Annotated in this window: 12 protein-coding genes; 9 read left to right on the top strand and 3 right to left on the bottom strand. The window is 51.7% G+C overall.

Annotation, left to right across the window (positions count from 1 at the left end):
• Positions 1-16: 16 nt before the first annotated feature.
• Positions 17-2,689, bottom strand: coding sequence for a phosphotransferase RcsD (rcsD, locus tag FFT88_RS12090; RefSeq protein ID WP_130217062.1), 2,673 nt, complete (start codon positions 2,687-2,689; stop codon positions 17-19).
• Positions 2,690-3,425: 736 nt separating this feature from the next.
• Between rcsD and ompC the strand changes: the two genes are divergently transcribed.
• The 6 genes from ompC to mqo all read left to right on the top strand — a co-directional run bounded on the left by ompC (position 3,426) and on the right by mqo (position 11,043).
• Positions 3,426-4,514, top strand: coding sequence for a porin OmpC (ompC, locus tag FFT88_RS12085; protein ID WP_135404808.1), 1,089 nt, complete (start codon positions 3,426-3,428; stop codon positions 4,512-4,514).
• A 110-nt stretch (positions 4,515-4,624) separates the two neighbouring features.
• Complete coding sequence (gene apbE / locus FFT88_RS12080; protein ID WP_135404812.1) at positions 4,625-5,680, top strand: FAD:protein FMN transferase ApbE; 1,056 nt, start codon at positions 4,625-4,627, stop codon at positions 5,678-5,680.
• Positions 5,681-5,753: 73 nt separating this feature from the next.
• The gene (gene ada / locus FFT88_RS12075) at positions 5,754-6,818 is read left to right on the top strand and encodes a bifunctional DNA-binding transcriptional regulator/O6-methylguanine-DNA methyltransferase Ada (protein ID WP_135404813.1); all 1,065 of its coding nucleotides are present in this window, start codon (positions 5,754-5,756) and stop codon (positions 6,816-6,818) included.
• Positions 6,818-7,468 carry a DNA oxidative demethylase AlkB gene (gene alkB / locus FFT88_RS12070; RefSeq protein WP_130207140.1) on the top strand — a complete coding sequence of 217 codons (651 nt, stop codon included), beginning with the start codon at positions 6,818-6,820 and terminating at the stop codon, positions 7,466-7,468. The genes ada and alkB overlap by 1 nt, the downstream gene beginning before the upstream one ends.
• Positions 7,469-7,543: 75 nt before the next feature.
• Positions 7,544-9,187 carry a microcin J25 efflux ABC transporter YojI gene (gene yojI / locus FFT88_RS12065; protein WP_135404816.1) on the top strand — a complete coding sequence of 548 codons (1,644 nt, stop codon included), beginning with the start codon at positions 7,544-7,546 and terminating at the stop codon, positions 9,185-9,187.
• A 209-nt stretch (positions 9,188-9,396) separates the two neighbouring features.
• Entirely contained in the window at positions 9,397-11,043 is a 1,647-nt protein-coding gene (mqo, locus tag FFT88_RS12060) for a malate dehydrogenase (quinone) (protein ID WP_135404818.1), read from the top strand.
• Positions 11,044-11,298: 255 nt separating this feature from the next.
• Here mqo and eco read toward each other — a convergent pair whose 3' ends face one another.
• Both eco and FFT88_RS25840 read right to left on the bottom strand, forming a co-directional pair.
• Positions 11,299-11,787: a serine protease inhibitor ecotin gene (gene eco, locus FFT88_RS12055; RefSeq protein ID WP_000849212.1), complete on the bottom strand. Its 489-nt coding sequence runs from the start codon at positions 11,785-11,787 to the stop codon at positions 11,299-11,301.
• Between the two features lie 132 nt (positions 11,788-11,919).
• On the bottom strand, positions 11,920-12,084 hold the full coding sequence (locus FFT88_RS25840) for a hypothetical protein (RefSeq protein ID WP_276606031.1): 165 nt from the start codon (positions 12,082-12,084) through the stop codon (positions 11,920-11,922).
• 108 nt (positions 12,085-12,192) lie between these two features.
• On the opposite strand from FFT88_RS25840, the gene napF reads away from it, so the two are divergent.
• From napF to napA, 3 genes are read left to right on the top strand one after another with little or no spacing between them, the layout of a single operon-like run.
• Entirely contained in the window at positions 12,193-12,687 is a 495-nt protein-coding gene (napF, locus tag FFT88_RS12050) for a ferredoxin-type protein NapF (RefSeq protein ID WP_000686723.1), read from the top strand.
• Positions 12,677-12,940, top strand: coding sequence for a chaperone NapD (gene napD, locus FFT88_RS12045; RefSeq protein WP_000557378.1), 264 nt, complete (start codon positions 12,677-12,679; stop codon positions 12,938-12,940). Before napF ends, napD begins: the two co-directional genes overlap by 11 nt.
• The gene (gene napA, locus FFT88_RS12040; RefSeq protein WP_000778067.1) at positions 12,937-15,423 is read left to right on the top strand and encodes a periplasmic nitrate reductase subunit alpha; all 2,487 of its coding nucleotides are present in this window, start codon (positions 12,937-12,939) and stop codon (positions 15,421-15,423) included. The genes napD and napA overlap by 4 nt, the downstream gene beginning before the upstream one ends.

Genomic DNA, 15,423 nt, shown 5'->3' with positions numbered 1-15,423 from the left:
GTAATAGGCTACCTTGCTACAGCAAGCTCTTGACATAGCTGTCAATGTCGCTGATGTATTTTTCTATTCCTGGGACATCCTTCTCGCGAATAAGATGTTCCAGCGTTTCACATAACTGCTTGCCGGGTACCAGATTAAGCATGGCAAACACGCCTTTCAGACGATGAGCCGTTTGGGCTAACGCAGCAAAGTCACTGGTTGCTGCCTCAGTATATAGCCTCTTAACATCATCCGGTACTGTGTCTACAAAGAGCGCATAATAGCCGCTGGCATGGAGTTGTGCATTTTCATCTCCGCCCAGAGGCGATTCTGTCACCTCTTCCTGCGCTAGTTGCACTTCGATCAATTGTAAGACCGCTTCCTGCATAGCGTTGCTCATATTGAAGTTGACGCACAATTGACCAGGTCCAATTTCCCGTACGCCAGACTCATCATCGCTTAAAAGCAAGCCAGAGGCAGTAAGATTAGACGGATTATCCGTTAAAAAGATATCATAATCTTGACTAATTAATCTTTCATCCGGTGTGATGCAGGTTGCCCCCCAATTTTCTAACTGGCGAGTGACAATATTCCGAATTTCTGCGGAAGTTATGTCCATCATCACGCTAACATCATCCAGTAAACGCTCTTCTTCCTCTTCTACTTCCGGTTCCGCAGTGGGCATTTTGATATGCACGGAATAACGTGTACCAAGCTCGTCGCGCGTTTTGATGTTTAAATGACCGCCTAGCTTACGCGCTAGTTGATCGCTCAACCAGAATGCTAACGGATCCGCCTTACCGTAGCGATCGCTTTGGGTCTGGTTGATGAACGGGAAGTGCAAATTATCCATTTCATGAATGCTTATGCCATCTCCGGTGTCCAGAATGCGGAAAGTCAGACGTTCTTCGGAAGATTCGTCCTGGTCAACCTCAAGGGTAATTTTCCCCATTTGCGTTGAGGTGACAGCATATTGCATCAGTAACAGCAAAATACGGCGTAGGGCATCGCGATCGCCGCAGCGCATATCGTGTGCTTTTAGATGATTGTTAATCAATAGCTGCAAACCTTTACGCTTGATGGCTGGCAACACGGAAGGCACGACTTCATCAATTAAATCCTGCACGGAGAAAAGCTCGCTCTCGCTTTTCCAGCTATCGTCGGCAAGCATATTTGCTAACTGGATTTCATCGACCAGGCGCACCAGCACATCAGCCTGATTCGCCAGTTGTTTGCTTTCCGGTGTGTTGAGTTTGGCTGCGCTTGCCGCCAGGGAGCGTGCAGGTTCTTTTAGTGCATCGCCAATATTTTTCATAAAGGCCATCCGGCCTTGCTGATTTTTCTCGTACAGACGCTGCGCCTGCTTGAGTTTCTTGTTCACCAGTACTTCGCGATCTTGATCGCGAATAATGAAGATTTGTGTACGCGGCGCGACCTGGCTGCGGAACATACGGATCTCATACAGTTCGTTATTGATCGTCGCCTGAATGATGCCCTGATGCTGCTCTGCCATAGTGGTGATGTTTTGCAGATTCAAATGCGGCAGCAGGTGGTCGGCAATTTTGTTGCTTATTACTGTGCGATTCGATTCCTGATCGTGAACCAGCAGGCCGAGCGGCAGCAGTGAGACTATCTCTTCATTGATGGCCCGCAAAACGCGCAGTTCATTGTTCACTGCCGTGCTGGGTACGCTTTCGGTGGTGCGGCCAGAGAAATGGCGGAAGGTGGTATAGCCAAACAGCGCCAGCGCCAGCAAACCGATGTTCAGCAGCAGCGGCAGGAGAATGTTTTGCAACGTATCCAGCAGCAATGTGCCATAAGGAACCTGCCAGACCAGACGCATATCCGTGGAGTTTAGCGCCGAAGAGATTTCAATCTTCGAACTATTAAAGTGGATACTGACGCTATCCGTGGCTTCTTTCTCATTATTATTGGTTCCCGCAGCTGTCGCGTCTGGCTCCAGACGGAAACTATCCAGCGGCATCCCCGGCGGGATCAAATCATTAATAGGCAGATCAAAAGCGACTACCGTCGCCAGATGCCCCGGCTGGTTAAAGGTGGTGCGCAGGGTAAAATAATGGCCGTTCTGCCAGGCCAGGCGGCGCAGGTTAGAAAAACTTTCGCGTTCATCCAGGGCGTTGGCCTGTTGCAACATCTCTGCGCGACGAGAATCAACAATGTCACTGACGGTCGACTCTTTAAATCCCGAGGTGAGATCTTTGAGCGGTAGGGTGGAGATCAAAACCAGGCTGTTATCCTGACCGTTCAGATAGTACATCGACCAGGGAACATTCTCTGCGCCCCATAATGTGTCCAGATAAGTGGACATTCTTTGGGTCATTTCAAGCGTTGAGTTGTCGTGGGAACCAAAGATCAGGGCTTCCGTTTTGCGGCGCGGTTTTTCCAGATAATAGACATCCTGTTTCAGGCGCGTCTCCTGCAACCCTTCGCTGGAGGTGGTAGAGGCCGTCGCGGCAATGTTGTCGTAGATTTGCCAGGTCACATAACGCCATGTATCGACACGCTTTTGTATGGCATGGGTAATATCAACGATCTGGTAGCTTTTATCTTTCAGCCAGGCGTTAACGGCGCTTTGTACCATTACACCCATCGTCACCAGTAACACGATGATCAGCAGTAAAAAGAAGCGGGTAATGCTCCCCGGTAGGAGTGAAAAGCGGGTCGTGGCCGTTGTCTCTTTCTGACGCATTCGTGTTTATGACCTGTTAAAACTTCGCAAAGTGATAGGGCAGTATAAAGGGTACAGTGTGAAATTCCAGACTCTTACCTGATTGATGTTAAGGCATTAGCCGACGATATTTCACATTTTGCGCTGCGGTAAATAAATGTACAAATGCGTTGTTAATGTACAAATAACCCACAGGCGTGAAGAAAATTATCAGGAAAATAGCGCAGATAGATTTTGTCGGTAATTGTTGTCGTTTTTTACGAAATAGTTAACGATTGTTATAATTTTGCTACGGTAGCACAGGAAAATAAAAGATGTGTAAAGAAGGGTAAAAAAAACCGGATGCGATGCATCCGGTCGAAATAGGGGTAAACAGACATTCAGAAATGAATGACGGTAATAAATAAAGTTAATGATGATAGCGAGACATATTTTAGTTGCGAGTGAAGAATTTGTTTTAACATTCAGTGCGGTCAAAGACTTAAGATTAAGTTATTGTTTTAAAGGTCGAAATAATCTTACTTGATGTTTAGTGCGTTATTTGCTCAACCATTAGAATTTGAAAAAGTTCCATCATATTTACATTTTGAAATACCTATGTGGATATTTGAAACATCTTAAAAGTTTTAGTATCATATTCGTGTTGGATTATTCTGCATTTTTGGGGAGAATGGACCTGCCGACTGATTAATGAGGGTTAATCAGTATGCAGTGGCATAAAAAAGCAAATAAAGGCATATAACAGAGGGTTAATAACATGAAAGTTAAAGTACTGTCCCTCCTGGTCCCAGCTCTGCTGGTAGCAGGCGCAGCAAATGCTGCTGAAGTTTACAACAAAGACGGCAACAAATTAGATCTGTACGGTAAAGTAGACGGCCTGCACTATTTCTCTGACGACAAGTCTGTAGATGGCGACCAGACCTACATGCGTCTTGGCTTCAAAGGTGAAACTCAGGTTACTGACCAGCTGACCGGTTACGGCCAGTGGGAATATCAGATCCAGGGCAACGCTCCGGAAAGCGAAAACAACTCCTGGACCCGTGTGGCATTTGCTGGTCTGAAATTCCAGGACATCGGTTCTTTCGACTACGGTCGTAACTACGGCGTTGTTTACGACGTAACTTCCTGGACCGACGTACTGCCAGAATTCGGTGGCGACACCTACGGTTCTGACAACTTCATGCAGCAGCGTGGTAACGGCTTCGCGACCTACCGTAACACCGACTTCTTCGGTCTGGTTGACGGTCTGAACTTTGCTGTTCAGTACCAGGGCAAAAACGGTAGCGTAAGCGGCGAAGGCATGACCAACAACGGTCGTGGCGCTCTGCGTCAGAACGGCGACGGTGTCGGCGGTTCTATCACTTATGATTACGAAGGCTTCGGTATCGGTGCTGCAGTTTCCAGCTCCAAACGTACTGATGATCAGAACACTGGTTGGCTGGGTAACGGCGACCGTGCTGAAACCTACACTGGTGGTCTGAAATACGACGCTAACAACATCTACCTGGCTGCTCAGTACACCCAGACTTACAACGCAACTCGCGTAGGTAACATCGGCTGGGCGAACAAAGCGCAGAACTTCGAAGCTGTTGCTCAGTATCAGTTCGACTTCGGCCTGCGTCCGTCTGTAGCGTACCTGCAGTCTAAAGGTAAAAACTTGGGTCGTGGCTTCGACGACGAAGATATCCTGAAATACGTTGATGTTGGTGCTACCTACTACTTCAACAAAAACATGTCCACCTACGTTGACTACAAAATCAACCTGCTGGACGACAACCAGTTCACCCGCGCTGCTGGCATCAACACTGATGACATCGTAGCTCTGGGTCTGGTTTACCAGTTCTAATTTCGATTTTTATCGACAAAGGGCCTTCGGGCCCTTTTTTCATTGTTTTCAGCGTACAAACGCGTTTTTTTGGTGTACTCTTGCGACCGTTCGCATGAGGATAATCACATATGGAAATAAACTTTACCCGCGTGGCATTGCTGGCTGCCACGCTCTTCTTTGTCGGTTGCGATCAAAAACCACAACCCGCCAACTCCCACGCTACTGAAATGACTGTTCTTGAAGGCAAAACCATGGGAACCTTCTGGCGTGCCAGCATCCCGGGCATTGATGCCAAACGTAGCGCCGAGCTCAAAGAGAAGATTCAGACCCAGCTGGACGCTGACGATCAGCTGCTTTCGACCTATAAAAAAGACTCCGCGCTGATGCGCTTTAACGACTCGCAAAGCCTGACACCGTGGCCGGTAAATGAAGCGATGGCGGATATCGTCACTACTTCGCTGCGTATTGGCGCAAAGACCGATGGCGCGATGGATATTACTGTCGGGCCACTGGTGAATCTGTGGGGCTTTGGCCCGGAACAACAGCCGGTACAAATTCCGAGCCAGGAACAAATTGATGCAATGAAAGCCAAAACCGGCTTACAGCACCTGACGGTCATCAATCAGTATCATCAGCAGTACCTGCAAAAAGATCTTCCGGATTTATATGTCGATCTCTCCACCGTCGGCGAAGGCTATGCCGCCGATCATCTGGCACGCTTGATGGAGCAGGAAGGTATTTCCCGCTATCTGGTGTCGGTGGGGGGGGCGCTGAACAGCCGCGGTATGAATGGCGAAGGCCAACCGTGGCGAGTGGCGATTCAAAAACCAACCGATAAAGAAAACGCGGTTCAGGCGGTGGTGGATATCAACGGCCACGGTATCAGCACCTCAGGCAGCTACCGCAACTATTACGAACTGGACGGCAAACGCCTTTCCCATGTTATCGATCCACAAACCGGGCGTCCCATTGAACATAATCTGGTGTCCGTGACGGTGATTGCTCCGACGGCGCTGGAAGCCGACGCCTGGGATACAGGTCTGATGGTGCTCGGGCCAGAGAAAGCCAAAGAAGTCGTTCGCCGGGAAGGGCTGGCGGTTTATATGATCACCAAAGAAGGTGATAGTTTTAAAACCTGGATGTCGCCGCAGTTTAAAAGCTTCCTGGTGAGCGAAAAAAATTAAAGCGCAAGATTGTTGGTTTTTGCGTGATGGTGACCGGGCAGACTAAAGGCTATCCTTAACCAGGGAGCTGATTATGAAAAACGCCACACGCTTAACTGACGATCAACGCTGGCAATCCGTCTTAGCCCGCGACCAACACGCCGACGGCGAATTTGTTTTCGCCGTGCGTACCACGGGGATCTTTTGCCGCCCGTCTTGCCGAGCCAGACATGCCTTGCGGGAAAACGTCTCCTTCTACGCAAATGCCAGTGAGGCACTTGCCGCCGGATTTCGCCCCTGCAAACGCTGCCAACCTGATAAAGCCAACGCCCAGCAGCATCGGTTGGATAAAATCACCCACGCGTGTCGACTACTGGAACAGGAAACGCCTGTAACGCTGGAAGCCTTGGCCGACCAGGTGGCGATGAGTCCATTCCATCTGCATCGTTTATTTAAAGCCACCACCGGAATGACGCCAAAAGCCTGGCAACAGGCCTGGCGCGCTCGTCGCTTGCGCGAATCGCTGGCGAAAGGGGAGAGCGTCACCCAGGCGATTCTGAACGCTGGATTCCCCGACGGCAGCAGTTACTACCGCAAAGCTGACGAAACGTTGGGTATGACGGCTAAACAGTTTCGTCACGGTGGCGAAAAACTGGCAGTGCGTTATGCGCTAGCTGATTGTGAACTGGGGCGTTGCCTGGTGGCGGAAAGCGAGCGGGGGATTTGCGCGATCCTGCTGGGCGACGATGACGGGACGTTGATTAGCGAACTCCGTCAGATGTTTCCTGCCGCTGACAACGCGCCGGCGGATCCGATATTTCAGCAACATATACGTGAGGTTATTGCCAGCCTCAATAACCGCGATACGCCGCTGACGTTACCGCTGGATATTCGCGGCACCGCTTTTCAGCAACAAGTCTGGCAGGCGCTACGCACTATACCTTGTGGTGAAACGGTGAGTTACCAGCAACTGGCGAACGCAATTGGCAAACCAAAAGCCGTTCGCGCCGTAGCCAGCGCCTGCGCCGCCAATAGATTAGCTATTATTATCCCTTGTCATCGGGTAGTACGTGGTGATGGCACACTTTCCGGTTACCGCTGGGGCGTGTCGCGTAAAGCGCAACTGCTGCGCCGCGAAGCTGAACATGAGGAGAGGTAATGTTGGATCTGTTTGCCGATGCTGAACCGTGGCACGAATCGCTGGCTTCCGGCGCGGTGATTTTGCGCCGTTTTGCTTTTAACGTAGCGGAACAACTGATGCACGATATCAGTGGCATTGCCAGCCAGTCGCCGTTTCGCCAGATGGTCACTCCTGGCGGATATACCATGTCGGTGGCGATGACCAACTGCGGGCATCTGGGCTGGACGACCAATCGGCAAGGTTATCTCTATTCGCCCATTGATCCGCAAACAAATCAACCGTGGCCTGCCATGCCGCAAAGTTTTTATGATTTATGTCGCCGCGCGGCCACGGCAGCGGGCTATCCAGATTTCCAGCCTGACGCTTGCCTTATTAACCGCTACGCCCCGGGCGCGAAACTGTCGCTGCATCAGGATAAAGACGAACCGGATCTGCGCGCACCGATTGTTTCTGTTTCTCTGGGCTTACCCGCGATTTTTCAATTTGGCGGCCTGAAACGAAATGATCCGCTCAAACGTTTGTTGCTGGAACATGGCGATGTGGTGGTGTGGGGCGGTGAATCACGGCTGTTTTATCACGGTATTCAACCACTAAAAGCTGGGTTTCATCCACTCACCGCCGACTGCCGCTACAACCTGACCTTCCGTCAGGCAGGTAAAAAAGAATAAAAATAAGAATTATTATTGCTGTGCGCGCGGAGATGTTTAAACTGCGGGCTGTAATTCATTGTCCGGGTTTTCTGCATGGAACTTCTTGTACTTGTCTGGCGGCAGTATCGCTGGCCATTTATCAGTGTGATGGCGCTAAGCCTCGCCAGTGCGGCATTAGGCATTGGCTTAATTGCTTTTATCAATCAGCGCCTTATCGAAACGGCGGATACCAGTCTGCTGGTGTTGCCGGAGTTTCTGGGTTTATTGCTGCTGTTAATGGCGGTAACACTGGGATCGCAACTGGCACTTACTACGCTGGGCCATCACTTCGTTTACCGACTGCGTAGCGAATTTATCAAGCGGATACTGGATACCCACGTCGAGCGCATTGAACAACTTGGTAGCGCCTCGTTGCTGGCGGGGTTAACCAGCGATGTGCGCAATATCACCATTGCGTTTGTGCGTCTGCCGGAACTGGTGCAGGGGATCATTCTCACTATCGGTTCAGCGGCGTATCTCTGGATGCTGTCGGGCAAAATGTTGCTGGTAACGGCTATCTGGATGGCAGTCACCATCTGGGGCGGTTTTGTACTGGTGGCGCGGGTGTACAAACATATGGCGACCCTGCGTGAAACCGAAGACAAGCTGTACACGGATTTTCAAACCGTGCTGGAAGGGCGCAAAGAGCTGACGCTGAATCGCGAGCGCGCCGAGTATGTGTTTAACAACCTCTACATCCCTGATGCGCAAGAGTATCGTCATCATATTATCCGCGCAGACACCTTCCATCTTAGTGCCGTGAACTGGTCAAACATCATGATGCTGGGCGCAATCGGCCTGGTGTTCTGGATGGCAAACAGCCTCGGTTGGGCTGATACCAACGTTGCCGCGACCTATTCGTTGACGCTGTTATTCCTGCGTACGCCACTGCTTTCGGCGGTTGGCGCATTGCCGACGCTGCTGACGGCGCAGGTGGCGTTTAACAAGCTGAACAAATTCGCGCTCGCACCTTTCAAAGCTGAGTTTCCGCGTCCGCAGGCGTTTCCCAACTGGCAAACGCTTGAGCTGCGTAATGTTACGTTTAGTTATCAGGATAACGCGTTTTCCGTTGGGCCGATTAACCTCACCATTAAACGTGGCGAACTGCTGTTTCTGATTGGTGGTAATGGTAGCGGCAAATCGACGCTGGCGATGTTGCTGACGGGGTTGTATCAGCCGCAAAATGGCGAAATCTTGCTGGATGGCAAACCTGTCAGCGGTGAAAAACCGGAAGATTATCGCAAACTGTTTTCGGCGGTGTTTACCGATGTCTGGCTGTTTGATCAACTGCTGGGGCCGGAAGGTAAACCTGCTAATCCGCAACTGGTTGAGAAGTGGCTGGCGCAGCTGAAAATGGGTCATAAGCTTGAGTTAAGTAACGGGCGTATTGTTAACCTGAAGTTATCGAAAGGGCAGAAAAAGCGCGTGGCGCTGTTGCTGGCTCTGGCAGAAGAACGCGATATTATTCTGCTGGATGAATGGGCGGCGGATCAGGATCCACATTTCCGCCGTGAGTTTTATCAGGTGCTGCTGCCGCTGATGCAGGAGATGGGGAAAACTATTTTCGCCATCAGTCATGATGACCATTACTTTATCCACGCCGACCGCCTGCTGGAAATGCGCAACGGGCAACTTAGCGAGCTGACGGGCGCAGAGCGTGACGCTGCTTCTCGTGATGCCGTTGCCCGGACGGCATAATGTTTTGACTCTTACCTGGCGGACTGCTGCCGTCAGGTAAAAAATCCCTTCGTTTCTAATAACCCTATAATTAATCAACGAAATTATAATGTTTATAAAATTAGAAGATAATTTATAAACATTATTTAAATGTTGTTACTTAAGTGTTACCGTTGATGCCGCGCAAATCTCACCTGCAATAAAGCGACTAAAAGTAAGGCATTAACAAGATGAAAAAAGTGACTGCCATGCTCTTCTCGATGGCCGTGGGGCTTAATGCCGTTTCGATGGCGGCAAAAGCGAAAGCGTCCGAGGAGCAGGAAACTGATGTACTGTTGATTGGCGGCGGCATTATGAGCGCCACGTTGGGGACCTATTTACGGGAGCTGGAACCGGAATGGTCGATGACCATGGTGGAGCGCCTGGACGGTGTTGCGCAGGAGAGTTCGAACGGCTGGAACAACGCCGGAACCGGGCATTCTGCGTTGATGGAACTGAACTACACCCCGCAAAACGCCGATGGTAGCATCAGTATCGAAAAAGCAGTCGCCATTAACGAAGCATTCCAGATTTCCCGCCAGTTCTGGGCGCACCAGGTCGAGCGCGGCGTGCTGCGTACCCCGCGTTCATTTATCAATACCGTTCCGCACATGAGCTTTGTCTGGGGCGAAGATAACGTCAATTTCCTGCGCGCCCGTTACGCGGCCTTGCAACAAAGTTCGTTGTTCCGCGGTATGCGTTACTCCGAAGATCACGCGCAAATCAAAGAGTGGGCGCCACTCGTGATGGAAGGACGCGATCCGCAGCAGAAAGTGGCAGCGACACGTACAGAAATCGGCACCGATGTAAACTATGGTGAAATCACTCGCCAGTTAATTGCTTCCTTGCAGAAGAAATCTAACTTTTCGCTGCAACTCAGTAGCGAAGTCCGCGGCCTCAAACGTAATGACGACAACACCTGGACCGTCACCATTGCCGATCTGAAAAATGGCACTGTACAGAACATCCGCGCGAAATTTGTTTTTATCGGCGCGGGCGGTGCGGCGCTGAAGCTTTTGCAAGAATCCGGTATCCCGGAAGCGAAAGAGTACGCTGGTTTCCCGGTGGGCGGACAGTTCCTTGTCTCGGAAAACCCTGACGTGGTTAACCATCATCTGGCGAAGGTCTACGGTAAAGCATCTGTCGGTGCGCCGCCGATGTCGGTTCCGCATATTGACACCCGAGTTCTGGATGGTAAACGCGTGGTGCTTTTCGGGCCATTTGCTACTTTCTCAACCAAATTCCTCAAAAACGGTTCGCTGTGGGATCTGATGAGTTCCACCACAACGTCAAACGTGATGCCGATGATGCACGTCGGGCTGGATAATTTCGATCTGGTGAAATATCTGGTGAGTCAGGTGATGTTGAGTGAAGAGGATCGTTTTGCAGCGTTGAAAGAATACTATCCACAGGCGAAAAAAGAGGACTGGCGTTTGTGGCAAGCGGGGCAGCGCGTACAGATTATCAAGCGTGATGCCGAGAAAGGTGGCGTACTGCGTCTGGGAACAGAAGTGGTCAGTGATCAGCAAGGGACCATTGCCGCGCTGCTGGGGGCATCGCCAGGGGCGTCAACCGCTGCGCCGATTATGTTGAATCTGCTGGAAAAAGTATTTGGCGATCGCGTTTCCAGCCCGCAATGGCAGGCTACGTTGAAAGCGATCGTTCCGTCCTATGGACGTAAGCTGAATGGTGATGTGGCAGCAACGGAACGTGAGTTGCAGTACACCAGCGAAGTGCTGGGGCTGAAATACGACAAGCCGCAGGCGGCAGACAGTACGCCGAAACCGCAGTTGAAACCGCAACCCGTTCAAAAAGAAGTGGCGGATATTGCATTGTAATGATGTGCCGCATCCGGCATGGTATGCCGGATGCGGTGTAGGCCTGATAAGACGCGCCAGCGTCGCATCAGGCAACCGGCTCGGGCGTTGGATGTCGGATGCGGTGTAACCGCCTTATCCGACCTGGCGGTTGCAGCACTTAACCGCGGCGTAGGCCTGATAAGACGCGCCAGCGTCGCATCAGGCACCGGCTCGGGCGTTAGATGCCGGATGCGGTGTAACCGCCTTATCCGACCGACGGGCGTTACGCTGTGTTTAGCGAACTACCGCGTTGTCAATCTTCTCTTCCGCCTTCCAGATACGGTACTTCACATCTACATTGTCTGGCGTATACACCACGATCGGCAGCTTGCTGTTGTAACGCAGCATTCCGGCATCGCCCAGATACGCGGTGACAAATTTCTTCTCTTTTTTGCCATCCGGGCAGGCCATCATCGTGGAAACCGGGGAGCTAACTTTATCAAAGACATAATAATCATAGCCCCAGCCTTCCAGCGTTTTGCTTTCCAGTTTCCCGCCGAGACGATGCAGATTGCAGTCAACTTCCAGCGTCTGACCGATTAACAGTTCTACTTTCAGGGTAGATTCATCTTCTTGCGGGGTTAACTGAATCACCTGACGCTTCATCCCTTTTTCAGCTTGCGGATAAGGGGCGATTTTTTCCAGTGGCTGGACGCTTTCTGCCGCCCAGGCTGAAGTTGTGGCGAAAGCGGCAAACAATACTGCAGGTAGAATAGTCTTCATTTTTGCTTTCCTTCTTCATTTATAGGTTTTCACCGATGATGTCGCTGAAGGTTAACATATTCATCAGATTTATTAATTTGCTTTATGAATAATGCATAGAATATTCAGACAACTTTACCTTCTCTTTTGGAGTTATATGCTGATGGATGGCGAAGCCTGGATAAATATCTTTGGTGAATTTATCGCTATGTAAAATTGTTTATAACCGTTTGAAATGTGAATAAAAGCCCATTTTTGCCAGCCTTCCCACCACTCTTTTGATCCTGCTACAGGTTTTACCCCGATCGGGGTATGCATCTTTGACACATCCTTTAATATCTTAGCGCCTATAAAAATGGCTTATTAATTACGCGGTTTCTTTGGTCGCTCTCAATTTTCAGAGCGCGTTAATGATGGAAGGTCAATGTGAAGATTGATGCATCCCGTCGGGGCATACTCACTGGTCGCTGGCGCAAAGCCAGTAACGGTATCCGTCCGCCCTGGTCCGGTGATGAATCTCATTTTCTGACCCATTGCACCCGCTGCGACGCCTGTATTAATGCTTGTGAAAACAACATTCTGCAACGCGGCGCGGGTGGCTATCCGAGCGTTAATTTCAAAAATAACGAGTGCAGCTTCTGTTACGCCTGCGCGCAGGCTTGCCCCGAATCGCTATTTTCTCCGCGCCACACCAGGGCCTGGGATTTGCAGTTCACCATTGGGGACGCGTGCCTGGCGTATCAGTCAGTTGAATGCCGCCGCTGTCAGGATAGCTGTGAGCCAATGGCAATTATCTTTCGCCCGACGCTCTCCGGGATCTACCAGCCGCAACTTAATAGCCAACTTTGCAACGGATGTGGAGCATGTGCAGCCAGCTGTCCGGTATCAGCCATAACTGCGGAGTATCTCCATGCACACTAACTGGCAAGTTTGCAGCCTGGTCGTGCAGGCCAAAAGCGAACGAATTTCAGACATCAGCACCCAACTGAACGCCTTTCCCGGCTGTGAAGTTGCTGTCAGCGACGCGCCGAGCGGTCAGTTGATTGTGGTGGTGGAAGCAGAAGACAGCGAAACGCTGATCCAAACCATTGAGTCAGTACGCAACGTAGAGGGCGTGCTGGCGGTGTCGCTGGTTTATCACCAGCAGGAAGAGCAAGGTGAGGAAACACCATGAAACTCAGTCGTCGTAGCTTTATGAAAGCTAACGCCGTTGCGGCCGCTGCGGCGGCTGCCGGTCTCAGCGTGCCGGGCGTTGCCCGCGCCGTTGTTGGTCAGCAGGAAGCCATTAAATGGGATAAAGCGCCGTGCCGTTTCTGCGGTACCGGTTGCGGCGTTCTGGTCGGAACGCAGCAGGGGCGTGTGGTGGCCTGTCAGGGCGACCCGGACGCACCGGTTAACCGTGGCCTGAACTGCATTAAGGGCTATTTCCTGCCCAAAATCATGTACGGTAAAGACCGTTTGACGCAGCCGCTGCTGCGTATGAAAAACGGTAAATATGACAAAGAAGGCGAATTTACCCCAATCACCTGGGATCAAGCCTTCGATGTGATGGAAGAGAAATTCAAAACCGCCCTGAAAGAAAAAGGGCCGGAATCGATCGGTATGTTCGGTTCTGGTCAGTGGACTATCTGGGAAGGTTATGCTGCGTCCAAGCTGTTTAAAGCGGGCTTCCGCTCGAACAACATCGACCCGAACGCGCGTCACTGTATGGCGTCGGCGGTGGTTGGCTTTATGCGTACCTTTGGTATGGATGAGCCGATGGGCTGCTATGACGACATCGAGCAGGCTGACGCGTTTGTGCTGTGGGGCGCAAACATGGCGGAGATGCACCCGATCCTCTGGTCGCGCATCACTAACCGTCGTCTCTCTAACCAGAACGTCACCGTGGCGGTGCTTTCTACCTACCAGCATCGTAGTTTCGAGCTGGCGGATAACGGCATCATCTTTACGCCGCAATCTGACCTGGTGATCCTGAACTACATCGCCAACTATATCATTCAAAACAATGCGATAAATCAGGACTTCTTCAGCAAGCACGTTAACCTGCGCAAAGGGGCGACGGACATCGGCTACGGTTTACGTCCGACCCATCCGCTGGAAAAAGCAGCGAAGAATCCGGGTTCTGACGCCTCCGAACCGATGAGCTTCGAAGATTACAAAGCCTTCGTTGCCGAATATACGCTGGAAAAAACCGCCGAAATGACCGGCGTGCCGAAAGACCAGTTAGAACAACTGGCGCAGCTGTATGCCGATCCGAACAAGAAAGTCATCTCCTACTGGACGATGGGCTTCAACCAGCATACCCGCGGCGTGTGGGCCAACAACCTGGTCTACAACCTGCACCTGCTGACCGGCAAAATTTCCCAGCCGGGTTGCGGTCCGTTCTCCCTGACCGGGCAGCCTTCCGCGTGTGGTACTGCGCGTGAAGTGGGCACCTTTGCTCACCGTCTGCCTGCGGACATGGTGGTGACTAACGAGAAACATCGTGATATTTGCGAGAAGAAGTGGAATATCCCGAGCGGCACCATTCCGGCGAAAATCGGTCTGCACGCGGTGGCACAAGACCGTGCGCTGAAAGACGGCAAACTGAATGTTTACTGGACCATGTGTACCAATAACATGCAGGCCGGACCGAACATTAATGAAGAGCGTATGCCGGGCTGGCGCGATCCGCGCAACTTTATCATCGTCTCCGATCCGTATCCGACGGTCAGTGCGCTGGCCGCCGACTTGATCCTGCCGACCGCAATGTGGGTAGAGAAAGAGGGTGCTTACGGTAACGCCGAACGCCGTACTCAGTTCTGGCGTCAGCAGGTGCAGGCACCAGGCGAAGCGAAATCGGATCTCTGGCAGTTAGTCCAGTTCTCCCGCCGCTTCAAAACTGAAGAAGTATGGCCGGAAGAGCTGCTGGCGAAGAAACCGGAACTGCGTGGCAAAACGCTGTACGAAGTTCTGTATGCCACCCCCGAAGTGAGCAAATTCCCGGTATCCGAACTGGCGGAAGATCAGCTGAACGATGAATCCCGCGAGCTGGGCTTCTATCTGCAAAAAGGGCTGTTCGAAGAGTACGCATGGTTTGGTCGCGGTCACGGTCACGATCTCGCGCCGTTCGATGACTACCACAAAGCGCGCGGTCTGCGCTGGCCGGTGGTGAACGGTAAAGAAACGCAGTGGCGTTACAGCGAAGGTAACGACCCGTATGTGAAAGCGGGCGAAGGCTATAAGTTCTACGGTAAACCGGATGGCAAAGCGGTGATCTTCGCGCTGCCGTTCGAACCGGCGGCGGAAGCACCGGATGAAGAGTACGACCTGTGGCTCTCTACCGGACGCGTTCTGGAGCACTGGCACACCGGCAGTATGACTCGCCGTGTACCGGAACTGCACCGCGCCTTCCCGGAAGCGGTCCTGTTTATTCACCCGCTGGATGCGAAAGCGCGCGATCTGCGTCGTGGCGACAAAGTGAAAGTGGTTTCTCGCCGTGGCGAAGTGATCTCGATTGTCGAAACGCGCGGTCGTAACCGTCCGCCGCAGGGCCTGGTGTACATGCCGTTCTTCGACGCCGCACAGCTGGTTAACAAACTGACGCTGGACGCGACCGATCCGCTCTCGAAAGAGACGGACTTCAAGAAGTGCGCGGTCAAACTGGAGAAGGTGTAA

Origin of the sequence: Escherichia sp. E4930, from assembly GCF_005845405.1 — a bacterium.
Classification (GTDB): domain Bacteria; phylum Pseudomonadota; class Gammaproteobacteria; order Enterobacterales; family Enterobacteriaceae; genus Escherichia.
The sequence above is the reverse complement of the archived record's forward strand: the minus strand, read 5'-3'. Positions and strand labels throughout refer to the sequence as shown.